We start from the raw sequence: 22,295 nt of genomic DNA, 5'->3' as shown, positions 1-22,295 counted from the left end.
TGTGTAATATGAAGGGGATTAAATGGTGATGAGAAGAAAAAAAATATGGGCCATTTTAGTAGCGATGTTTTTTTTCATATTTCTTTTCAGCCGTAGTGTGTTAGCAGCAGATCCCAAAACAGATAATCAAGGGCATAATTTGCTGTTTGACATTTTAACGAGTTTCCCGGAAGAGCGTATTGCAGAGGCGAAAACACATGGATATGAGGTTCGGTTTGCCAGATATCAGCCCAGTCGGTATGCGTTGGTAAACTACGCAGGAGAACAAAATTCATGGAATCTGGTTAATACCGCACAAAATGCAGGGTATGGGTTGATGCATGAAATTAATAACATGCTCTGGCAGTTGTTATTGACCTGGAACTTCAATGTGATCATGCTGGTAGAAAACAGTTTTTCATTGGACCTGGTTGATGCCTTTACCGTTGCAGTAGAAGGATCAATCCAGCAATTGACAGGATTTTCAAATGGAAGTATTGGTTCAAAAGGATTGTGGGGAAATTTTCTTATCTTTGTACTCATGATTTCAGGGGCATGGATCGCTTACAAAGGGATTGTGCAGAGAAATACAACCAAAGCGTGGCAAGCAATGGTAGTTACATTCTTTATTTTAATGGCATCATTGGCTTTCTTTGCCAATTCCGGAGGGATGATGCGCTATCTCAATAATATCAGTAGCGGAATCAGCCAAGAAATCATGGGAGTAGGGAACAACATTACCTTGCAGAAAGGAAAAAATCCTTATGACTCTGAGGTAGCTTCTTTTGTTGCCGCCGATAAGCTGTATGATATGTTGATTTATGAACCCTATCTGATGTTGCAATATGGAAAAACATCCAGTGATCCATCTTTGACGCAAGAACGAATCCAAAAAATTTTAGGGCATAAAGTAGGGAGTCAGGAGAGAGGACAAGCAGTAAAAGAAGAAGCAGAAGCAAATAATCCGATGGTTCAACCGGAAAGTACCTTTCAGCGACTTGGGTTTATTTTGTTATTGATGATCATGCATATCATACTGGGTGTTGTATTTATTGTCATAGCCGGTGCAATGATCCTGTATCAGATTTTATTTGTCATTCTCGCTTTATTTGCTCCATTTGCACTTCTCCTGGCACTGTATCCAGCCTGGTCTAATATTGCGATTGACTGGGTGAAAAAATTTGTTGGCTACGCCCTGGTCAAAATTGTGATTGGTTTGTTTTTGAGCCTGATTTTAGCAATTTCCCAATTCCTGTATATGATGGCTCCGCCCAAAAATGGCTATTTGTTGACGATTCTCTTGCAAGCCGTTTTGGTGATCGGCGTGCTATGGAAGAGAAATGATCTGATCAGTGTGTTGCGTACAGTCCAGCAAGGTGATCCAAATATGCAAAATCTGGCGAATACCCTGCAAAGATATATTGATAAAGCGACCGGGAATATTGCCAAGCTCAGTCGGATGCAAAAGTGAGAAGGGTCTTTATCATCCAGACTCGAAAAGAGGTGGGATTGAGTGAGTTGGTTCAAACACCCACAGGGAAAAGACGACCAAATGGCAATGGTGTTAAAAGTGATTGGCGTCGTTGCGTTTTTAGTTGTACTCAAAGAGTTGCATGAGTATCTGGAAGTAAAGTTAGAAGGGAAAAAGGCATCGGAAGTAGCAGCAAGCACATTTGGAAACTGGTTACCTTCTGTTGGTGAGTTTTTCTTTGAACTTTTATTGATCAGCCTGTTTTTCGTACTGATTGTTACAGCGGTTGTTTTTGCCGTTTATCTTGCCTATCGTCGTTCGGCCGAGAAAAATGTCAAGTATATACGGATTTTGCCACGTGTGGACATAGGATTGGATCCGGACAAAATCATGAGCATGATCAAAGGATTCGGAACGATGAAACGCCATTTTAAGGAAAAAGGACAATTGGGTCCCCTATGGTTTCGATTGCGTTTTGCGATGCTCCCAGATAGCCAGGAGATCGGCATTTACCTGGCTTATCCTTCTGATAAACAAAAAGAAGTGTATGATGCGATTAAAATTGCTTATCCACGAGCAGAGTTGATTCCTTTGGATGAAAAACAATTTCCTGGGCCAGAACCAGGAGGAAGAGGAGGATATTTCATCCATCGAACGGGACTGCCACTGGCCTCTATGGCGGATAACAAAAAAAGCGAGATCGGATCGATTTTGGCCACACTTCGACGTGGAACTTATATTGATATTCACTTTTCACCAGTGGAATGGCAGTATTTGAACAAGCGTTTTGATAAAGCGGAAAAAGGATTGAAAAATAAAAAGATGACAGAAATGGAGCCGGAAGAAAAAGCACGTAAAGTAGCCCTAACCAAACGGGCCACAGAAAAATCACTGGCTTTTAAAGTGCGCATGACTATTTGGAGTAATAAAAAAGAGGAAACAGACCAAGTAGTAAACTCGGTAGCCAATCGGATTATTTCTGCAATGAAGGATGTAGGAAGTATTCACTTTAAGCGAAGAAAACGGAAAATCTTTAACTTTATGTTGGATCGTAACCTAATTCCTTATCCGCTTCCATTTACGTTTATGATTTGGGCCAATGAAGAATTGGCGAATCTCTTTCATTTGCCGCCAGGTGATCATCTGATCTATCAGGAACCGAAAGAAAAAGAGCCCAGAGGCTATCTGGCTCATCTGTTACCCTATGAGATTGCATCCTATGATGGCCCAAAAGATGGAGTAAAGATTGGGAAACTGGTTCATCCACGTGATAAAGACCAAATTGTCAAGTTATCGTATGATCAGTTGAGAAATCATTTTGTACTGACAGGCTCGAAAGGAATGGGAAGAGTAAGTGCTGCGGTGGAAATGCTGCAATCGATGATTGATGAATGGATTGAAAATCCAGATCAGGCACCTGGTTTTACCATTATTGATCCGGCACGTGAAATTATTCCGATTATTGAAAACCGTTTGCGGAAAATGGAAAAAGACGGAAAAAACATCCCGAAAGAGAAGATCCATTACTATGATTTATCGGATGATACAACCAATCTCATCGGTTTAAACTTTTTGCATAAAATTGATGGCATGCCAGTCAATGAGATGGCTGAACGGATCGCCAGAATATTGATGTATGATCGGACCATGTTTGATGGATCGCAAAATCAGAATATGATTCCGTTACAGCGCATTTTGACACTGGCCATTCACGCTTTGTTGTTGGATGATCAGCCACATACACTTTTGGAAGTGGAATACATGATGACCAATGAAGCATTCCGGAAACAGATCTTGAAAAATATCAAGGACCCATATGTTCGCCATTATTGGTCGCATGTAGGAGGAAAAGAATGGAAAAAAGAAGTTCAACCTCTTTTGAATTTGATTGAGCCATTGCTGCAGGATCCAACGACCCGACGCATCTATCTGCAACGGGAGATGGCATTAGATATTCGTAAGTATATGGATGATGGACATTTGGTGATGATTGATCTGAAAGAAATGAAGTCTCATGAGCTGAAAGTAACAGTGGGTTATCTCGTTTATCTCTATCATCAGATTGGTAGACGACGTCCATCTGATTCCAAGTTTCACTTGATTATGATTGATGAAGCCCACCGATTGCAAATCCCCATTTTTACCATTCTGTTAAATGAAGATGAGCGTCATAATCATGGCATGGGACTGGTTACAAGAGAAATTGACCATTTCAAGAATGAAGAACTCATCCAGGCGATTAAAGCGAATATTGGAGTAGTCATGAGCTGTGCACAAGAAGAAGGAGCCGATGAAGTCGAAAAAATTACACGTGAGCGGATTCGGGTACAAGATGTAGAGAAATTGCCGGAAAGAACCATGATGGTCTATGTCCGGGGAAAGGAAAAACAACGGGCGCAATCCAAGACTTATAAAGTCAGATGTAGCCCTCCATATGTTTTCGATGAAAATGGAAAAGAAGTGGATCACAGCCAGAAATCAGAAGTTGAAAGAGCCCATCAATTGGGAATTGAGTGGGGAAGAGAGATCATGAGAAATTCTCCAGAAGCCCGTCCGCTTAGTGAACTTGACGAAGAAATTTCCAATCATATGGAAGAGGCCGCCAATATTTCGTAATGGAAGGATCAGGAACAAGGGCGCAGGGATTGTGGAGAATAACCTGCGTCCTCTGCCTGATCAAGACCGTAAGACAGCAAGAGAGTTGAGCGAATGAGAGAGGATGATGAAAAGGTGGTCAAGTCCATTTTCGGTTTGTTCAAGGTATTGCTCCCTTTTATTGAGATCTCTTTTTTAGCCTTTATTCTCGGAAACTTACTCGATTCTTCGGCAACAGCTGTTGTAATATTCCTGTTCCTGTTTGTTTTCAGTTTTTTTGTTTCGTTTATCATTCCACTTGCCTGGGGAGTTACGATGTTCCTTTTTATATCTACCATTTCCAACATCTTGTTTGGCATTATAGCTGGCCTTGTTTTTGGCGGAGGACGTTTTCTGATCAAAAAAATCTGATGTTGGGGAGATGAAGTCTCATCGATGGTTGAGATTATTCGAATCTTGTTTGGAAGGCTGATTCGTTTTCTGTTATCGCGTCAGTTTCTTGCCTTGTTTCTCCTTAGAAGAGAAGACTGGACAATATCCAATGGCCTACGGGTACTTAGTCATTATCTTGTACCGATTCTTTTTTTCGGTGCCTTATTTATGTTTCAAAATGAAGAGTATTCGTCAAGTTTTACCGACTTTTATCATCGGCATACCACTTTTGAGTGGAGTCGGATCTTTCTTGTATGGTTAGCGCTTCCTTTTATTGTGTGGTTATGTTATTTTGTGGCCAAAAAATTGGAACAAAAAGATCCAGCCATAGATAAACGGAAAGAAATACAAAGGGAACAAGAAATCGCTTTTCATACAGAAAATCCGGGTGAAGTGAAAACGATCCTCCTGCATGAAGATGACTATCACCAATTTAAACAAGGGCTAGACGGAAAAGTGCCTCAGATTGTTCGTGTAGAAAAAGCATCATCAGAAGAATGGGAAGACTATCAAAAGCGACATCCGTATCGCAGTTATTATTCGCCAAATGCAGTAATTAAAGTATATTACACAGAAATGGATGACTGGAAAAAGGTCAAGAAGAAAGAATGGGGATGAGCCGAGATCAGTATGAAGGTTCATCCCGTTTTGTTATATAATCAAGTTGTAAATAAGCGAGTCAGTCTTTCGCTAACCTGAAAATATGGATACGTTTCTCCCGCGCTTCGGGATGGATTCCTTCCTCCGTGACGACTTCTGTACCATCACAGTCACTCCGTAAGGAACCCATCCCTCCGCTTTATAGAAAACAGAAACCTTTTTCATCCCTCTAATGGTGTTGCTCGGCAACATGAGGGTCTGTTGTCAAATCGCATATAACGGAAAACGGTGTCTATAAGCTGGGTTTCTTTCATAAAGAATCTGACCATTTGTTTTCTGTGAAATGCGGTAAGATCGATGCAAATGATGGAGGGTCTTCAGCATGAATCGAAAATGGTACATTTATTATTTCATCACGTTAAGTGTATTTGCGATTGGGCGATGGTGGATTGTTCAACATTATCAATTAGCTTCTTCTACACCGCTTGCAAATGGACAGCAAACCCTGTTAATTTGGGTCAGTGTTTTTTTCCTGCTTCTTTTTGGACCGGCTTTTTATTTTTCTGTTCGCAAGCTTAACCGGATGATCGCAGCACGTATTAAGCGTTTTCGAATTTTTACATATGTGTATTCTCTATTTTTCTCCCTGTTAATCTTTGGAGTTGTATACTTTATGTTTCTTCTTCTATTCTATCGTTCTGTTTACTAATGGCTGGGGAGGGATCGATATGGGCATCCTTGATCATACCATTGGAGAAGAGATTGTATTAAAGCTTGTACAGATCCATCATGCAGAAGAGATTTTTCAGTGTGTGGTGAAAAATCGGGATCACTTGAAACGCTATGTACCTTTTGCAGAGACAACGAAGGAAGTGACAGATACTGAGCAATTTATCCGTCATGCTTTGGAACAATTTTCGTTGGGAAAAGAGATTCATATTGGTATTTGGTATCAACTGCGTTTTGCCGGAATGGTCGGTGCGAATCAAATCAACACAGCGCTTGGTTTTGCTGAAATCGGATATTGGCTCGCTCAGGATGCACAAGGAAAAGGGGTGATGACTCGATCTGTGCTTTCCTTAATGGATTATTTATTTGTTGAGCGGAAGTTGAATCGGATTGAGATTCGTTGTGCCGTAAGTAATCAGGCAAGTCAAGCGATCCCGAAACGTCTGTGCTTTCAATTGGAAGGGAAGCTTCGACAAATGACCCAAACATCTCAGGGACTTGAGGATGTATATGTATATGGATTGTTAAAAAAGGAATGGGAACAGGCAAAAGAACATGATTATTGGCAGTATTTTCGAAATGAGAATGCAAACAGATGGAAGATATTAGAAAGGGATTCGAGACGATCCTGAAAATATGGATACGTTCTCCCGCGCTTCGGGATGGATTCCTTCCTCCGTGACGACTTCTGTACCATCACAGTCACTCCGTAAGGAACCCATCCCTCCGCTTTATAGAAAACAGAAACCTTTTTCAACCCTCTAATGGTATTGCTCGGCAACATGAGGGTCTGTTGACAAACCCGGTTTTCCTTTTCCAGTAGAGAAAGGGAGTGATTCAGTGAATTATCGGATATATATCGTCGAAGATGAAGAAAAGATTGCCCAATCGATTCGTTCCTATTTACAGCAATATGGTTACGACGTTTTTGTTGTTCAGGAATTTACGAAAGTGATCGAAGAGTTTACCTCTATTAAACCTCACTTAGTCATTTTGGATGTCAATCTTCCTTATCAGGATGGTTTTCATTTATGTCGACAGATCCGTCAGCTTTCCTCTGTTCCCATTCTTTTTCTTTCGGCACGTGCTTCCGAAATGGAGCAAGTGATGGGCATGGAAAGCGGGGGAGATGATTATATCACCAAGCCATTTCATCTGGAAGTCTTACATGCGAAATGCAAGGCGATCTTGAGAAGAACTTATGGGGAGTATGCCAGAGAAGAGGGATCAATCGAACCCATCATTCGTGTTGGTGAACTCACTTTACATATCGGTAAAATGGAGATGGATTATGGTGGACAGGTACAATCTCTAACCAAAAATGAAGTGAAGCTGCTCCGCTTACTCATGGAACGCGCTGGAAAAGTGGTTACCCGAGAAGATTGTTTGGAAGCGTTATGGGATGATATCGATTTTGTTGATGATAATACTTTAACAGTCAATGTGACACGTGTACGTAAAAAGCTGGGCAAGTGGAATCTTGACCACCTCATTCAGACAAAACGGGGAGTTGGATACATATTCGACATAAATGGCCTGGAGGAAACAAGGTGAAACGAGCACTTGTTTTTTTCTTGCGAGAAAGAGTGGGATGGATCATTTTATTTCTTTTGCAGTGGCTTTTAATCATTGCCACTTTTTCACTCACTTTTTATTTTCATCAGGAAGCATGGATATTGTTTCAGCAAGAATGGGGATATACCTTGATTTTATCGGGAGTATTGCTTGTCATATTTTTAGTGATCCAATTTATACAATGGTACCCTTTTTACCGCCGCTGTGATCAACTGTTAAAGGCGACAAAATTAAGCGAATTTTCTTTTTGGGATCAGCCCAAACTCGTCGAGCATCAACGATTTTCGGAAGTGGCTGAACACCTGTACCAGATCGCCATACAAGAACAGAAGAAGTATGTAGAAGCCCATCAGCAACATTTGGAATATATGAATATATGGGTACATGAAATGAAAATGCCACTGGCTTCTCTTTCATTGATGTTGCAAAAGATCAGTCCTGGTATGTTTGAAAGAGATGATCTGAAAAGTATGGAAGAAGAGGTTGAGAAACTTAATGAAGGACTGGATATGGTTCTCAATATGGCTCGTTTAAATGATTTTTCACTCGATTATCAAATTCGTCCTGTTTCTTTATTGGATCAGGTTCGACAAGTGATCCAGGGGAAAAAGAAAGCCTTTATTCGCTTGGGTATCTTTCCAAAATTGGAAGTGGCAGACGATAAAGAATGGATCATTTTAACCGATAGCAAGTGGAACCGCTTTGTCATTGAGCAAATCGTGCAAAATGCCTTAAAGTATGCTTCCCAGATGGGGAAACGCAGTTATCTTACTTTTCGCTTGCATAAGGAATCGCAACGTATTTTACTGGATATTCAGGATCAAGGTCCTGGAATCCCGAAGCAGGATTTACCCCGCATTTTTGATCCGTTCTTTACAGGGGAGAATGGTCGGCGCTTTGCTCAGGCAACTGGCATGGGATTATATTTGGTCAAAAAAGTTCTCACTGCATTAAATCATGAGATTGCTGTCACATCCGAGGAAGGAAAGGGAACCACATTTACCCTCATCTATTCCACTAACCCTTAGGGTTAGGTTTTTTTATTTGATCATGACAAAAATGAAAGGTTCATCCGCCTGTTTGAAAGATAAATCAATGGGAGTCAAACAAGTAAATCAGTAGACTAATAGATAACAAGAAAAAGATCAGGAGGAACAGTGGAAACATGATCATACTCGAAGCGAAAAATCTGTCGAAGATTTACGGACAGAAGTCTAAAGGGGTTACCTATCAAGCATTAACGGATTTGTATTTAACAATCCATCAAGGGGAATTTGTAGGGATTATGGGGCCATCTGGCAGTGGAAAGACCACTTTGTTACAGATCCTTGGGACCATTGATCGTCCAACTTCGGGAGAAATCTGGATAGAAGGACAAAATGTAGCAAACATGAGTGATGATGAATTGGCTGATTTTCGGCGTAAAAGATTAGGCTTTATTTTTCAGGAATTTTATTTATTGGATGCCTTGACATTGAAAGAAAACATATTGGTGCCTCTGGTGTTGGAAAAACGTCCAATTGCAGAAATGGAACAGCGGGTGAATGAATTGGCTAAATATTTGGGGATTGATCAGGTCTTGTCCCATCGCCCCTACGAAGTTTCTGGTGGGCAGAGACAAAGGGCAGCGGCAGCTCGTGCTCTGGTACATTCTCCAGCCCTGATTTTAGCGGATGAACCAACAGGAAATCTGGACTCCAAGTCAGCCAAATCCTTAATGGAATCGTTAGTGCAGTTAAATAAAAAAGAACAATCCACCATCTTGACAGTCACGCATGATCCTTTTACAGCCAGCTACTGTGACAGAGTGATTTTTATCAAGGATGGGAAAGTGTTTACAGAAATCCGGCGTGGAGAATCGAGACAAGCCTTTTTTCAGCAGATTATGCAGGTAACGACAGCATTGGGGGGAGAATCCTATGAACTTGCGAAGTCTCGCTTTTAAGAATGTAAAACATCATATGAGGAGTTACTTGGCATATTTCCTCAGTTGCACATTTTCTGTATGGATGTTTTATCTTTACGCTTCCTTGTTGTTTCATCCGATCTTGCAATCCAAAGAGATTCCAAAACAGTTTATGGCATTGATGTTTTTGGTTGAAGGAATGGTTGGATTGTTTTCGATTCTTTTTATTGGATACTCCCAGTCTGCATTTTTGCGCAACCGGAAGCATGACCTGGGACTTTTACAATGTTTGGGGATGTCCGTCAAGCACGTAACACGCATTATTTTTTGGGAAAATATGATGGTCGGTTGTTTGGCCATTGGAGTGGGTGTATGTCTCGGTCTCGTTTTTTCGAAGCTCTTTTATTTGCTGGTGTCTGTCGTCCTGGATTTGACAGAGCCCATCTCATTTGCTATTTCCTTTCAGGCACTGGGACTGACGATCGTTGGATTTCTCCTTATCTTTAGTCTATTGTCCTGGTGGAGCCGCTTTACCATTCGCAAACAGTCAATTGCGGATTTATTCAGAGAAGCTGTAAAAGAAAAACCAGCACCTGCTTTTTCTACGTGGAAAGTGGTTCTATCGCTCCTTTGCCTGGGAGGAGCATATTTTCTGGCTTGGACGGCGGATCTGAAAAGTTTGGTACAACAATTTGTTTTCATTTTTCTATTGGTTCTGATCGGAACCCAATTATTGTTTACTCAGCTTAGCGTGGCCATCATTGATTATCTCCAAAAAAAGAAACCGGTTTTTTACCATGGGACGAACCTGATACTGCTTTCCCAATTGCGCTTTCGGTTGAAAGACAATGCTCGCATTTTATTTATGGTATCGATCTTGTGCAGCGTGGTTCTTACTTCTGTGAGTGTGTGTTTCACTTACTATATAGAAGCGGAAAAAGTAGCCACAGATCAAACTCCTTTTCACTTGAGTATTGAGGGAAATATTCAGGGGATGTCTCCCCAAGAGATGGAGCAGCACTTTAAACATCAAGGATTGCAGGTCATTCAGGAAGAACATGTTCCTCTGATCCTGGCACAAATGCAGAAAGAAAAGCAGATGGTTTCTCTCATGTCCCAAAGTGACTATCAACGGTTGACGGGAAATCCAGCAACGTATGCCCTCTCATTACACTTGGGAGAAATGGCATTTATTGACAGTAGTGGAATGGCCAAAGACAAAGTAGAGACGTTATCAAACAAGCGTGTAAATGTAAAGATCGGGGATCGAACGAATTCATTTCAGTTAGTAAAGCATGTCGTCCATCGGATTTGGAATGAGCATGCAAAAACCAAATTTTTTGCCGTAGTTACGGATCAGCAGTTTAACCAGCTGAAAAAATGGGCACCCGATTCCCAGCAACTGACGATTCATGCTTATCGTTTTTCAGACTGGAAAAAGTCAAAGGGCTTGGTACTGGATCTGGATCGATTGGCGAAAGAAAAGAAAGGAGATGCCTATCATGTACAAAGCACCTATGAATTATATCAAGCGGTTAAAGAGATCTTTTCACCATTGATGTTTGTCAGCCTGTTTATAGGGGTGTTGTTTTTTCTTGGTGCAGGAAGCATTCTTTACTTTCGAATTTTTACTGAATTACCAAGTGATGTGAAGCAGTGGGTAGTGCTTCACAAAATAGGGATGCGGAAAAAAGAGGGAATTTTTTTACTGAAGGCTCAAATTTTTCTCTTGTTTTCGATTCCCTTTGTTGTTGGAATCTGTCATGCATCTGCGGCCATGCATATGTTTAGTGCGTTATTCAAGAAGCCGATCTGGGATATATATGGGATGTCTGTGCTTGCTTATATGGTGATCTATGGTTTGTATTATGGGTGGACAAAGCGAATGTATATGCATGATGTCTTGAAATACGTAAATAGCCCTCAGAGTGAATAGAGGGCTTATTTTGTTATTCATCAGCAATAAAACCATCAAAGCCTGCCGATTCTATATGATTGAGCAGATCCTGGCATTGCGAGTGCTCAGGGTAACTTCCTGTATTTACTCGATACCAGGTGGTTCCGTTCACTTGAACTTTCATGATCTCAGCGTGAAACCCTTTGCTTTCGAGTTCTTTTACCCGTTTCTGAGCATTTTGTGGTTCCTTGAATGATCCAACAATCACGTGGCAATTGGCTTGTTTGGAAGATGAAAATTCTTTGGATGATTTGGTTTCGGTTTGTGGAGTAAGGACTTCGATTTTTTCATGAGGAGAAGTGGGTTCCTGTTTTTGTTTGATGACACAGCCAGACAAGAGAAATGAAATGATTAGGGTGATCGAGTAAATGAATATGTTTTTCATCATTTTTCACCTTTCTACAGTAAATGTCTCTTAAGAATGACCAGCATAGGATGAAAGTGGAAAGGGGAATATAAGAAAAAATCCGTTAAATGGAGGAATGATTATGGCAAGGATACTATCGATAGGAACAGCTGTTCCTCCATATACATATAATCAAGCAGAAATCCGTGATTTCAGCAAGCAGTTGTTTCAAGATACATTTCCGCATATCGACCGATTGCTCTCCATTTTTGAAAATACAGCAATTGAACAACGTTATTTCAGTAGACCCAGAGAGTGGTATGAAGAAGATCGAAGCTTTAAGGAAAGAAATCAAATTTATATAGAAATGGCCTGTCAGCTGGGAGAGCAGGCGATTCAACGATGTTTGGAGTCGACCGGCATTCAACCCCATGAGATTGACCATTTTCTTTTTGTATCAACAACAGGGTTAGCAACTCCAAGTATTGATGCGCATCTCATTAACCGTTTAAAGATGAAGCCTCATGTCAAAAGGACACCGATCTGGGGGCTGGGATGTGCAGGTGGGGTAGCTGGATTGGCTCGAGCCTATGAATATGTACAGGCATTTCCCACTCAGCGTGTTTTGCTCTTGACTTTAGAGCTTTGTGGACTGACCTTTCGTCGTGATGATCGATCCAAGAGCAATCTGGTTGCTACTTCCTTGTTTGCAGATGGAGCAGCAGCTGTTTTGGTAACAGGGAGCAAAAGTAATCCTTATTTTGGACCACGTATTGTAACAACCAAAAGTATCATCTGGCCAGAGTCCATGGATGTCATGGGATGGGAATTGGAAGATGATGGACTGAAAGTGATCTTTTCCCGTGATATTCCAACTTTGGTTCGAAAGCAAATGCGACCGATTGTAGACGAATTTTTAGAGGAAATCAATCTTCAGCTGGGAGATATTCAATATGTGATTTCCCATCCTGGGGGAAGAAAGGTATTGGAAGCGTACCAAGAAGCATTGGGAATTTCCAGGGATCCATTGACCCATGCCTATTCCGTTTTGCGTGATTATGGCAATATGTCCTCAGCGACGGTTTTTTTTGTATTGGAAAGAGAATTGCAAGAGAGTCATCCATACGGAAGTTATGGCCTGGTTACGGCACTAGGTCCAGGATTCAGTTCGGAGCTCGCTTTGTTGTGTTGGGATGAGGAGGTAGCGTGTCATGTTTGAGTATGTATTATGGCTTGTTGTGATCCAGCGATGTGTTGAACTGTTATTGGCAAAAAAAAATGCAGCATGGATCAAAGAGCAAGGTGGATATGAGATTGGCCGAAAACACTATCCGCTTTTGGTTGCTGTTCATGTTTTATTTTTTGCTGGTATGCTTTTGGAAAAAGAGATATTGCATGCTGCTTCACCTTCTTGGTGGTGGCTTCCCTTTCTTGGCTTTATGTTAGCGCAAGGATTACGATGGTGGTGTATACATTCCTTGGGACCCTATTGGAATACAAGGATATGGGTGGTTCCAGGACATGTCCCGCTTGCAAAAGGTCCTTATCGCTATTTACGTCATCCCAATTATGTAGCCGTTATCATTGAATTTGTAACCCTTCCGTTGGCCATGGGTGCCTACCTGACTGCATGGATCGCTTCGATCATCAATCTGGTTCTGTTGCTTTTTGTCCGCATTCCAGCAGAAGAAAGGGCCCTTGGTGAAACAACATGCTATGAAGAAATTATGACAGGAAAATCACGTTTTTTGCCACGTAAATGAAAAAGAGTGGCGGAAAAAATTTTTTCCCCACCGTGCCAATGATTCATAAATTATGAAAACATCTGAAATACTCCTGTTCCTGTTCTTTTTTCCAGTTTCTATTTGTCACCAGCTTGAACCAGGTACCATGTTTTCACCATGGATCATAACTTCTTTCATGACAGAGTCAAATGGATTCTGAGTTGTTGCTGTTTATGCACATTAACTTTTTTGGGGCAATGATAAAGCTTTGGCTAACCCTTCACCAATCGCATGGGATAAGTCATCGATAAACTGATCATTGAGCAATAGATTGAGATCGTTTTCAGAGTCAATAAAGAGGTTTTCCAACAGAATGGCTGGCATCGTCGTTTCACGCAAAACATGAAAGTTTGCCCGTTTTTTGCCACGATCGATCACTCCATATGTCGGTCCAATCCTATTCATGATTGTAGAATGAATCGTATTTTGCGCATCGATGGTTTCCTGATCAAGCGGTCCGTCCCATATATAGCTTTCCCATCCAGTTCCATTGCCAGCATTGATGTGAATGGAAATAAAATAATCTGCTTGCTGGTGATTGGCGAAGTCGGTTCGTTCTGCCAGACTGAGGTATACGTCGGTCGTACGAGTCATCAAAATGTCCACGATGTAGTGATTTTGTAAATAATCACAGATACGTTGCGAGATATCCAAGGTAAAATTTTTTTCCTGATTATTTTCATGAACTGCACCGGAGTCGTTTCCCCCATGTCCAGGATCAATGATTAACTTGGTCAAGGAGATTTCACCTCCATTTTGATACTCCTTCCATTTATATCCGATAATCAGGGATATTTTTTGTTCGTAAATTCATTCTACTTTTATTATATTGAAAAATATAATAAGTGAATAGAATAGAAACCCAAGAAAGGAATATTTTTTCTGCTTATGGGCTAAGTTTCCGTTAAATGCCGGGTCTGTTAACAGATCCACATGTTAACGAGCAGAACCATCAGTTCTGATTTCTATAAAACGGAGGATGGGTTCTTTACGGTGTGACTGATGGTACAGAAGTCGTCACGGGGGAAGGAACCCATGCCGAAGCGCGGGAGGAATGTATCCATATTTTCAGGATATTCTAGAATATTTTTAGACATCGACCTTGAAAATCGTTTGTTTCCCTCTTCTCTGGAAGTTGCGTAAGAATTCTCTGCTGCTTCTCTAGGAAGATAAGGCAGGGAATCGCAAGATCCTTGATCTTAGTTGTGAATTGCTTCCCTGCCATCTGGTTTCATCGATTGTTATTGCCTTCTTTTCGCAAATTGAGCGAGAACCGGATGTTGATCCTTTAACACTTGATAAATCTGATTGAAAGTATGGCGAATATCCCATTGGGCTTCTGGGGACGTACGAAGATTGATCAGGTGATAGAGCTCCCACAAACTTACCGTAGCAACCACTTGACGATGATGGGCATTTGTCACTGCATAAGCAGCGATGGTTGGCTCAAAGCTTTCTATTTGATGTACGATTTGTTCCGCTTCTTCCATTAGCGCAACAAATACAGAAGTCAAGCCTGCTTCCCGGATATGGGGAGGAATGGTATATCCTAACCGAGTGGTTGGCTTCGTGTAGGTAAAATGCGTTTTTCGATTATGGCGGAGAAGTTGATGCCAGTTGGCTTCTGATATTTTGCATTCAAACCGGTAAGTAAGGTGTCCGAGCTCATCTACAGGATTATCGAAGAAGCGTAATGCAGATAACGAATGGGTAGCGATTTGTTCCAGCTCTTCCATGCTGTACTGCTGAGCGATCACCTCAGCCTCTTCCAGGGAATAGGGATGTTCGGTCAGTAGCAGGTAAGTAGCGAGCTGGGTTAAGACGGTACGATAATCCGGCATATGAATAAAGCGTGCTTGAGGCCCTGTTGTGTTTGCAGTTCCTGTTGGCAGGACTTGCTGAAATTGCTGCTGCAGTTTTTTCCTGGTTTCGATGAGATATTCATTGGGTTTAACGTATTTCAATAAGGTAGGAATCACTTTCGAAATTTCCTGTTCCAACTCATGGGCCAAATGGTGACATTCCGTGTAAGCACTCGATAGCAGACGAACCAACGTATCTCGCAAAGCCCGTCCATTTCCTGTCATTCCAAGATTGGTCAAGGTAGCTAATGGAAGCACATATCGTGCATCTTCAAAGGCAATTTTTTCAACTCGAAGTTGGAAGCGTTGATCTGATTCGTTCTCTTCTTTTGGAATGGTCTGGAGCAAATACCGAGTGAGCCCTGCCATGATATCTTCATAAATGTCATAAGCTTTTTCATTGAATTGGATATAGGCCTTCTTTAGTTCAGGAGCTTGCTCCAGTTCTTGAGGTATATAAAAATCCCCACGTTTGGGGCGTTGGTATCTCTGACTGTATTCGGTAAAGCTGTTAAAGGTATTGGCCAGTTCCAGTTCAGCGGATGCGAGTCGACTGATTTTTTCAATGCCGATGTGAGCGACAGCGTGTTCTGCTACACTGCTATGTCCATAGCCAACAACCCATTTTTCGTGAAATCGGGCCGCTTTTTTGGAATAGGCTGTAGCTGAATTACTACTGTGCAGGTTGGTCGCTAACTCGCTGTCTGCCAGTAATTTTGCCAGGTTTTCACGAAAACTGGCTGGACTGCGACTTACATAGGCAAAGATGACCGCAATCACTTCTTCTGGCAAATTGAAAATCGCATAAACATTTTTATCTAAATTGGATACGTAGCGAGTTAGATCGATTGCCGGTTTCATGTTGATCCCTCCATTTCCCATCGATTGTATCATATTTTGCTCAAATTGATAGTAGATTTCGCATAGGTTTAATGTAAGGGGGGATCGTCCCGTGCGTTTTCGACGGAAAATGGTACGCAAGAGGAAGATGAGTCGATTTATACGCAAACGATATATCGTCCTTCTCTTTCTCAGTGTATTGGTGATCATGATATTTTTCTGGTTTTTGAACATGATCGAAACAAATCTTCATCCAGTTATGATACATATGGCAAAAACAGAAGTGAAAAAAATTGCTCAGGAAGCCATTTTAGAAGGGATTGAAAAGCAAAAGGAGCTGGGGAATGACCTCAATCAACTGGTGAAAGTGGAAAAAAAGCAGAATGGGGAAACTTCATTTATACAAATTGATTCAAAAGTTCAAGCAGATATTTATACCCATGCGGTGTCAGGCATTTATAAGAAACTGAAGCAACTCAAGGACCGGCCGATTGAAATCAGTTTGGGCCAAATTTGGCAAAGTGAACTTTTTGCTGATCATGGTCCTTATATTCCGCTAGAGATATGGCCAAAAGGTGCGCCAAAGGTGACACTCATTCCCAAATCGGAGTCTCAAGGGATTAACATGGTGATGGTCACGTTGAATATGCATGTTCGAGTAGAAATGGGCGTACTGGTTCCCTTTTCAGAAGAGGTGATGACAGTCGAATCCGAGTATCCCATTGTGCAAGCGCTTTTAGTCGGGGATGTACCGCAATACTACTTTTACAATGGTGCAAATGGCGAGAAAAAAGGCGGAACGCCTTCACCGATGCTGCCACCTCCTGCTCCTGCACAACCTTCGCTCAAGCAAAAAGAAAAATAATCGATACATCTTGTTGACAAAATATCCGTTATATGCCGGTTTTCCTTTTCCGTTTTACTCCCGCTCTATAAAAACGAGCAAGAAGTCGTTCAACTGGAAAAGGAATCCCGGGTTTGTAGAGCAGCCTCAATAATTCTGAAAATATGGATATGTTTCTACCGCGCTTTGGGATGGGTTTCTTCTTCCGTGACGACTTTTGTACTGTCACAGTCATCTCGTAAGGAACCCATCCCTTTACTTCACAGAAAACAGAACGCCTTTTTCACATGAAAAATCCAATTTATTCCTGTTTTTCGGTAATAAGAGGAAATAAAATCTTCGCACTTAGTCCTAATTATCTTCATTAACCAAGTCATCTTTATTTATTTTAGATTTTAAAAAGGAATTTTTATCTGAATGGCGAACTTGATATAAAATATAGAAGTATTTATATTAAATATATAGAACTTATCTTTGGGTTATTTTATTTTTTCTTTGTTTGAGGTGTTCTTATGAGCCAATCTGTTCTAGAGATATCGGAGTTACAGCTGCACTTTTTTACAGACAAAGGCGTCGTGAAAGCGATTGATGGAGTAGACATTACGGTAAATGAAGGAGAAATTGTTGGACTGGTAGGAGAATCGGGTTGTGGAAAAAGTGTAACATCACTTGCTGTGATGGGTCTGGTCCCCAATCCACCAGGAAAAATCGTGGGAGGGACAATCCGATTTGCAGGTCAGGATATTACGCACTGGACGAACAAACAAATGCGCAAGATTCGTGGAAAAGATATATCCATGATATTCCAGGAGCCAATGACATCATTGAATCCTTTATTTACCATTGGCGATCAAATGGTGGAAGCCATTCGAATTCATAAAAAATGCTCCAAAAAAGAAGCGCAGGCCATGAGCTTAAGCATGCTGGAAAAGGTGGGAATCAAGCGTAAAGGGATTCTCGACCTATATCCTCACCAACTGTCTGGTGGGATGAGACAGCGTGTGATGATTGCCATGGCGATGGTGTTAAATCCTCGTCTGCTGATTGCGGATGAACCGACGACTGCTCTGGATGTGACGATTCAGGCACAAATCCTTGATTTGATGCGATCACTCAATAAGGAGTATGGAACATCGATCTTGCTGATCACCCACGATTTGGGTGTGGTTGCCGAAATGTGCGATCGTGTCATTGTCATGTATGCCGGACAAGTCGTAGAGGAAGCGGACTGCTGTCATTTATTTAAAAATCCAACCCATCCCTATACACAAGGATTGTTGAAATCGATTCCAAAACTGGATGGGAATGAAAAACGTCTCTATTCAATTCCGGGACAGGTTCCTCATCCTCTTCGAATGCCTCAAGGCTGCCGCTTTGCTCCTCGGTGTGAGTATGTCATGGATCATTGTTGGAGTCAAAAACCGGAACTATTGGAAACAGAAAAAGGACATCTAAGCCGCTGTTGGTTACATCAGGCAAAGGAGGGAAGCGGCAACAATGGAGAAACAAACGCAACAAACGCCACTGTTGAAAGTTCATGATTTGGTGAAAACGTTTCCAATTCGTGGCGGGCTTTTTGGCAAAAAAGTGGGTGAGGTTCGTGCGGTTGATCAGGTCAGTTTTGATGTGTATCAAGGGGAAACACTCGGTCTTGTAGGCGAGAGCGGATGTGGAAAATCGACGACAGGCCGAACCATCTTGCGCTTGTACGAGCCGACGTCAGGAGAAGTGGAGTTTGAGGGCAAATCTTTGTTAAAGCTGAGTCAGGAAGAGATGCGACAGGCACGTCGGGATTTGCAGATGGTGTTCCAGGACCCGTTTGCATCGCTTAATCCGCGCAAGAAGATAAGTGATATCCTGGAAGAACCGCTCATTGTTCATGGTATTGGCAATGACAAAGAGCGAAAAGAACAAGTATTGGAACTCCTTCAAGTAGTTGGTCTGGACAAGCATCATGCGAGCCGTTATCCTCACCAGTTCAGTGGTGGACAGCGGCAACGGATCGGGATTGCACGGGCTTTGTCCACAAAACCCAAACTGATTGTTGCGGATGAACCTGTATCTGCCCTGGATGTTTCCATTCAATCGCAAGTACTCAATTTGATGGAGGATCTGCAAGAGCAATTTGGCCTGACTTATATCTTTATTGCTCACGACCTGAGTGTAGTCAAGCACATCAGTGATCGAGTAGGCGTGATGTATCTGGGTCGGATGGTAGAATTGGCGGATCGGGATGAGCTCTATGACAATCCATTGCATCCCTATACGCAAGCTTTGCTTTCCGCAGTCCCGATTCCGGATCCAGAGGCAAAACGGGAACGCATTATCTTGCAAGGGGATGTACCAAGCCCGGAGAATCCGCCACAAGGATGTGCTTTTCATCCACGTTGTCCGTATGTCATGGATGTATGTAAAAAAGAAAGACCCGCTTTTGTGGATAAAGGAAACCGTCATTTTGTCGCATGCCATTTGATTCAATAAAGGAGGTGGAAGGTGACAACGGATATAAAAAGAGGCATTCATTTTTGAAAATAAAAAGATCAAGGAGGTAAATAAAGTGAGAAAAAAGCCTTTTTGGACATTGGCTCTAGCAATGGTCTTCTTATTATCCATGGTACTCGTCGCTTGTAATTCCGGTGGCGGGGGAATTAAAAAAGACACCGGAACCACATTGATTTATGGTCGCGGTGCTGATGCGAAAAAGCTGGATCCCATTCAGGTGACCGATGGTGAGTCGCTCAAAGTAACTGGCATGATTTATGATACATTAGTCCAATACAAAGATGAAAACACGGAGATTCAACCTGGTTTGGCCGAAAAATGGGAGAGTTCTCCAGATGGAAAAGTATGGACTTTCCATCTCCGGAAAAATGTGAAATTCCATGATGGTACACCATTTAATGCGGATGCAGTAGTGTTTAACTTTGAACGCTGGATGGACAAGAATCATCCTCAACACAAAGGTGGCGAATTCACCTACTATCCAGATATGTTCGGTGGATATAAGGGTGATAAAGACCATGTCATTAAAGCAGTCACCAAAGTGGATGATTATACCGTGAAATTTGAGCTCAATCGGCCAATTGGTCCTTTCCTTGCAAACCTGGCAATGCCACCATTTGCGATTGGTTCACCAACAGCGATCAAAAAAGATCCCGAAAAATTTAATGAAAACCCAGTAGGTACAGGTCCGTTTAAATTTAAAGAGTGGAAAAAGAACGATACGATTACCTTGGAGAAAAACCCTGACTATTGGGATAAAGGATATCCAAAAGTCGACAAACTGATTTTCAAATCCATCCCAGATAACGCTGCTCGCTTTACAGCATTGAAATCGGGCGATATCGATATTATGGATGGAATGAACCCAAGCGATGTCGCACAAGTGCAACAAGACAAGAAGTTGCAATTGTTTAAACAGCAAGGGATGAATGTCGCTTACTTGTCCTTTAATATGAAGAAAAAACCGCTGGACAATCCAAAAGTACGTCAAGCGATTAACTATGCTGTCGATAAAAAACGGATTATCTCCAACTTCTATGCAGGATTGGCTGAACCAGCCGTTAACCCATATCCATCCTTTATGCTTGGCTATAACAAAGATGTGAAAGATTATGAATTTAACCTGGATAAAGCAAAACAACTATTGAAAGAAGCCGGTTTTGAGAAAGGCCTGAAATTGAAGCTTTATGCACCACAAGATCCACGTCCATACTTGCCAAACGGTAAAAAAGTAGCCGAATTCTTAAAAGAAGATTTCAAAAAGATTGGGATCGATGTTGAGATCGTGACCTTTGAATGGAAAACATACCAGGAAAAAGTGAAAAGCGGGGAGCATGAACTCGCTCTCTATGGTTGGAATGGAGACAATGGAGATCCCGATAACTTCCTGTATGTCTTGTTAGATAAAAACAATGCACGTGAAAAAGATGCATCCAATATCTCTTACTACACCAGCGAAGAAGTGCATAAGCTCCTGGTTGAAGCACAAAGCAGCATTGATCAGAACAAAAGGGTAGAACTGTATAAAAAAGCACAAGAGATCATTAAACAGGACGCTCCATGGGTGCCACTCGTACATGCGACAGTACCGATTGCTGGAAAAGCTGAAATCAAAGGGTTCTTCCCACATCCAACAAGTACCTATAAATTACACAAAGTATCTGTTGAGAAGAAAAATTAACAGCTTCGCAAAGTGGCATTGCTTTCTTTGTGCAATGCCACTTTGTATGTACAAAGAGTGGAAAGAATGGTAGGTGAGACGAAAAATGTTTGCCTATACAGTACGCCGATTGTTGATGTTAATTCCGGTTCTTATTGGTATGTCCATTATCACATTTGCAGTTGTTCATTTGATACCTGGTGATCCGGCACAAACGATTGCGGGCGAGAAAGCAACCCCACAACGGGTCGAAGAGATTCGGAAAGAGCTGGGTTTGGACCAACCGTTATACAAGCAGTATCTGGATTATGTCAAAGGGCTTTTACAAGGAGATCTGGGTAAGTCACTGATTACGAAACGGCCGATTTCTGAAGAGATTGGTCCCTTTCTGGCGGCGACTGCCGAATTGGTATTGACCAGCATGCTCATTGCCGTCTTTTTTGGGGTTAATTTAGGGATTATTTCGGCATGGCGACAGAATTCATGGTTTGACTACACATCGATGGTGATTGCTCTCATCGGGATTTCGATTCCTGTATTCTGGTTGGGTTTGATGGAACAGTGGCTATTTGCACAAACATTGGATTGGCTCCCTTCCAATGGCCGCATGGACCCACGAATTCAGATGGTACCCATTACACACTTTTATGTCATTGACACTCTGATTTATGGAGATACCGAAGTGTTGTGGGATGTTGTCAAACATCTGATCCTGCCTGCAGTTGCTTTGGCAACAGTACCAATGGCCATCATTGCTCGAATTACACGTTCAAGCATGTTGGAAGTCATGCGTTCGGATTATATTCGTACGGCACGGGCAAAGGGACTCTCTGAATTTTGGGTTGTATACAAACATACGCTGAAAAACGCAGCCATTCCAGTATTGACGGTGATTGGATTGCAACTGGGTCTATTGCTGGGTGGAGCCGTACTTACAGAAACCATTTTCAGTTGGCCTGGAATTGGTCGCTACTTATATACAGCGATCAGTGAACGGGATTATACCGTTGTTCAATCAGGGATTTTGGTAGTAGCGACGATGTTTGTTTTAATCAACTTGCTTGTTGACTTGATTTATGCCTGGATTGATCCACGCATTCAGTATGGTCGAAAATAACACATCTTCCGTTCGAGTGAAAAGGAGGTGTCACCCCTGCTACTTTGCGGAAGAAATGTAGAAGGTCTTTCTACATTTGAAGTAGCAGAGAATGAT

Annotated in this window: 20 protein-coding genes; 17 read left to right on the top strand and 3 right to left on the bottom strand. The window is 41.8% G+C overall.

All coding sequences use genetic code 11. The annotated features are described in order from the left end of the window. The first annotated feature begins 28 nt into the window (after positions 1–28). The 10 genes from BMZ78_RS04070 (at position 29) to BMZ78_RS04025 (ending at position 11,223) form a co-directional block, all read left to right on the top strand. Entirely contained in the window at positions 29–1,450 is a 1,422-nt protein-coding gene (locus BMZ78_RS04070) for a CD3337/EF1877 family mobilome membrane protein (RefSeq protein ID WP_175482280.1), read from the top strand. 42 nt (positions 1,451–1,492) lie between these two features. Beyond that, the gene (locus BMZ78_RS04065) at positions 1,493–4,066 is read left to right on the top strand and encodes an ATP-binding protein (protein WP_093228184.1); all 2,574 of its coding nucleotides are present in this window, start codon (positions 1,493–1,495) and stop codon (positions 4,064–4,066) included. A 93-nt stretch (positions 4,067–4,159) separates the two neighbouring features. Beyond that, complete coding sequence (locus BMZ78_RS04060; protein WP_093228183.1) at positions 4,160–4,456, top strand: hypothetical protein; 297 nt, start codon at positions 4,160–4,162, stop codon at positions 4,454–4,456. Between the two features lie 24 nt (positions 4,457–4,480). Beyond that, a complete protein-coding gene (locus tag BMZ78_RS04055; protein WP_093228181.1) occupies positions 4,481–5,095 on the top strand; it encodes a hypothetical protein in 615 nt (204 codons plus the stop codon). Positions 5,096–5,459: 364 nt separating this feature from the next. After that, positions 5,460–5,786, top strand: a complete 327-nt coding sequence (locus BMZ78_RS04050) for a hypothetical protein (RefSeq protein ID WP_093228180.1) — start codon at positions 5,460–5,462, stop codon at positions 5,784–5,786. Positions 5,787–5,805: 19 nt separating this feature from the next. Next, a complete protein-coding gene (locus tag BMZ78_RS04045; protein ID WP_093228178.1) occupies positions 5,806–6,438 on the top strand; it encodes a GNAT family N-acetyltransferase in 633 nt (210 codons plus the stop codon). 208 nt (positions 6,439–6,646) lie between these two features. Next, positions 6,647–7,360, top strand: a complete 714-nt coding sequence (locus BMZ78_RS04040) for a response regulator transcription factor (RefSeq protein ID WP_093228177.1) — start codon at positions 6,647–6,649, stop codon at positions 7,358–7,360. Continuing rightward, the gene (locus BMZ78_RS04035) at positions 7,357–8,409 is read left to right on the top strand and encodes a sensor histidine kinase (RefSeq protein WP_093228175.1); all 1,053 of its coding nucleotides are present in this window, start codon (positions 7,357–7,359) and stop codon (positions 8,407–8,409) included. Before BMZ78_RS04040 ends, BMZ78_RS04035 begins: the two co-directional genes overlap by 4 nt. Before the next feature lie 137 nt (positions 8,410–8,546). Further along, the gene (locus tag BMZ78_RS04030) at positions 8,547–9,326 is read left to right on the top strand and encodes an ABC transporter ATP-binding protein (RefSeq protein WP_093228174.1); all 780 of its coding nucleotides are present in this window, start codon (positions 8,547–8,549) and stop codon (positions 9,324–9,326) included. Then, a complete protein-coding gene (locus BMZ78_RS04025; RefSeq protein ID WP_093228172.1) occupies positions 9,301–11,223 on the top strand; it encodes an ABC transporter permease in 1,923 nt (640 codons plus the stop codon). The genes BMZ78_RS04030 and BMZ78_RS04025 overlap by 26 nt, the downstream gene beginning before the upstream one ends. 13 nt (positions 11,224–11,236) lie before the next feature. Here BMZ78_RS04025 and BMZ78_RS04020 read toward each other — a convergent pair whose 3' ends face one another. Next, positions 11,237–11,629: an SPOR domain-containing protein gene (locus tag BMZ78_RS04020; RefSeq protein ID WP_175482279.1), complete on the bottom strand. Its 393-nt coding sequence runs from the start codon at positions 11,627–11,629 to the stop codon at positions 11,237–11,239. Positions 11,630–11,732: 103 nt separating this feature from the next. Here BMZ78_RS04020 and BMZ78_RS04015 point away from each other — a divergent pair, with 103 nt between their 5' ends. Further along, complete coding sequence (locus tag BMZ78_RS04015) at positions 11,733–12,809, top strand: type III polyketide synthase (RefSeq protein WP_093228169.1); 1,077 nt, start codon at positions 11,733–11,735, stop codon at positions 12,807–12,809. Further along, on the top strand, positions 12,802–13,353 hold the full coding sequence (locus tag BMZ78_RS04010) for an isoprenylcysteine carboxyl methyltransferase family protein (RefSeq protein WP_093228167.1): 552 nt from the start codon (positions 12,802–12,804) through the stop codon (positions 13,351–13,353). Before BMZ78_RS04015 ends, BMZ78_RS04010 begins: the two co-directional genes overlap by 8 nt. 201 nt (positions 13,354–13,554) lie before the next feature. Here the strand turns inward: BMZ78_RS04010 and BMZ78_RS04005 are convergent, their stop codons facing one another. Next, positions 13,555–14,112, bottom strand: coding sequence for an N-acetylmuramoyl-L-alanine amidase family protein (locus BMZ78_RS04005; protein ID WP_093228166.1), 558 nt, complete (start codon positions 14,110–14,112; stop codon positions 13,555–13,557). Positions 14,113–14,615: 503 nt separating this feature from the next. Beyond that, complete coding sequence (locus tag BMZ78_RS04000; protein ID WP_175482278.1) at positions 14,616–16,097, bottom strand: FAD-dependent thymidylate synthase; 1,482 nt, start codon at positions 16,095–16,097, stop codon at positions 14,616–14,618. 91 nt (positions 16,098–16,188) lie between these two features. On the opposite strand from BMZ78_RS04000, the gene yunB reads away from it, so the two are divergent. The 5 genes from yunB to BMZ78_RS03975 all read left to right on the top strand — a co-directional run bounded on the left by yunB (position 16,189) and on the right by BMZ78_RS03975 (position 22,199). Then, on the top strand, positions 16,189–16,941 hold the full coding sequence (gene yunB, locus BMZ78_RS03995) for a sporulation protein YunB (protein WP_139203257.1): 753 nt from the start codon (positions 16,189–16,191) through the stop codon (positions 16,939–16,941). Between the two features lie 491 nt (positions 16,942–17,432). Continuing rightward, positions 17,433–18,461: an ABC transporter ATP-binding protein gene (locus tag BMZ78_RS03990; protein ID WP_093228161.1), complete on the top strand. Its 1,029-nt coding sequence runs from the start codon at positions 17,433–17,435 to the stop codon at positions 18,459–18,461. Next, on the top strand, positions 18,418–19,401 hold the full coding sequence (locus BMZ78_RS03985) for an ABC transporter ATP-binding protein (RefSeq protein ID WP_093228159.1): 984 nt from the start codon (positions 18,418–18,420) through the stop codon (positions 19,399–19,401). The genes BMZ78_RS03990 and BMZ78_RS03985 overlap by 44 nt, the downstream gene beginning before the upstream one ends. 130 nt (positions 19,402–19,531) lie before the next feature. Then, positions 19,532–21,103: an ABC transporter substrate-binding protein gene (locus BMZ78_RS03980; RefSeq protein ID WP_425263913.1), complete on the top strand. Its 1,572-nt coding sequence runs from the start codon at positions 19,532–19,534 to the stop codon at positions 21,101–21,103. Positions 21,104–21,188: 85 nt separating this feature from the next. Beyond that, the gene (locus BMZ78_RS03975) at positions 21,189–22,199 is read left to right on the top strand and encodes an ABC transporter permease (protein WP_093228158.1); all 1,011 of its coding nucleotides are present in this window, start codon (positions 21,189–21,191) and stop codon (positions 22,197–22,199) included. Positions 22,200–22,295: the final 96 nt, after the last annotated feature.

The sequence above is a fragment of the Thermoflavimicrobium dichotomicum genome, from assembly GCF_900114055.1.
Classification (GTDB): Bacteria; Bacillota; Bacilli; order Thermoactinomycetales; family Thermoactinomycetaceae; genus Thermoflavimicrobium; species Thermoflavimicrobium dichotomicum.
This window is presented reverse-complemented; position numbering and strand designations above follow the sequence as displayed.

Bases quoted from the DNA above. Each gene is read 5' to 3' on its own strand.
- BMZ78_RS04025 (WP_093228172.1), top strand. From the start codon at position 9,301: ATGAACTTGCGAAGTCTCGCTTTTAAGAATGTAAAACATCATATGAGG.
- BMZ78_RS04000 (WP_175482278.1), bottom strand. From the start codon at position 16,097: ATGAAACCGGCAATCGATCTAACTCGCTACGTATCCAATTTAGATAAA.
- BMZ78_RS04030 (WP_093228174.1), top strand. From the start codon at position 8,547: ATGATCATACTCGAAGCGAAAAATCTGTCGAAGATTTACGGACAGAAG.
- BMZ78_RS03990 (WP_093228161.1), top strand. From the start codon at position 17,433: ATGAGCCAATCTGTTCTAGAGATATCGGAGTTACAGCTGCACTTTTTT.
- BMZ78_RS03980 (WP_425263913.1), top strand. From the start codon at position 19,532: ATGGTACTCGTCGCTTGTAATTCCGGTGGCGGGGGAATTAAAAAAGAC.
- BMZ78_RS04070 (WP_175482280.1), top strand. From the start codon at position 29: ATGAGAAGAAAAAAAATATGGGCCATTTTAGTAGCGATGTTTTTTTTC.
- BMZ78_RS04015 (WP_093228169.1), top strand. From the start codon at position 11,733: ATGGCAAGGATACTATCGATAGGAACAGCTGTTCCTCCATATACATAT.
- BMZ78_RS04010 (WP_093228167.1), top strand. From the start codon at position 12,802: ATGTTTGAGTATGTATTATGGCTTGTTGTGATCCAGCGATGTGTTGAA.
- BMZ78_RS03985 (WP_093228159.1), top strand. From the start codon at position 18,418: ATGGAGAAACAAACGCAACAAACGCCACTGTTGAAAGTTCATGATTTG.
- BMZ78_RS03975 (WP_093228158.1), top strand. From the start codon at position 21,189: ATGTTTGCCTATACAGTACGCCGATTGTTGATGTTAATTCCGGTTCTT.
- BMZ78_RS04055 (WP_093228181.1), top strand. From the start codon at position 4,481: ATGGTTGAGATTATTCGAATCTTGTTTGGAAGGCTGATTCGTTTTCTG.
- BMZ78_RS04050 (WP_093228180.1), top strand. From the start codon at position 5,460: ATGAATCGAAAATGGTACATTTATTATTTCATCACGTTAAGTGTATTT.
- BMZ78_RS04045 (WP_093228178.1), top strand. From the start codon at position 5,806: ATGGGCATCCTTGATCATACCATTGGAGAAGAGATTGTATTAAAGCTT.
- BMZ78_RS04060 (WP_093228183.1), top strand. From the start codon at position 4,160: ATGAGAGAGGATGATGAAAAGGTGGTCAAGTCCATTTTCGGTTTGTTC.
- BMZ78_RS04020 (WP_175482279.1), bottom strand. From the start codon at position 11,629: ATGAAAAACATATTCATTTACTCGATCACCCTAATCATTTCATTTCTC.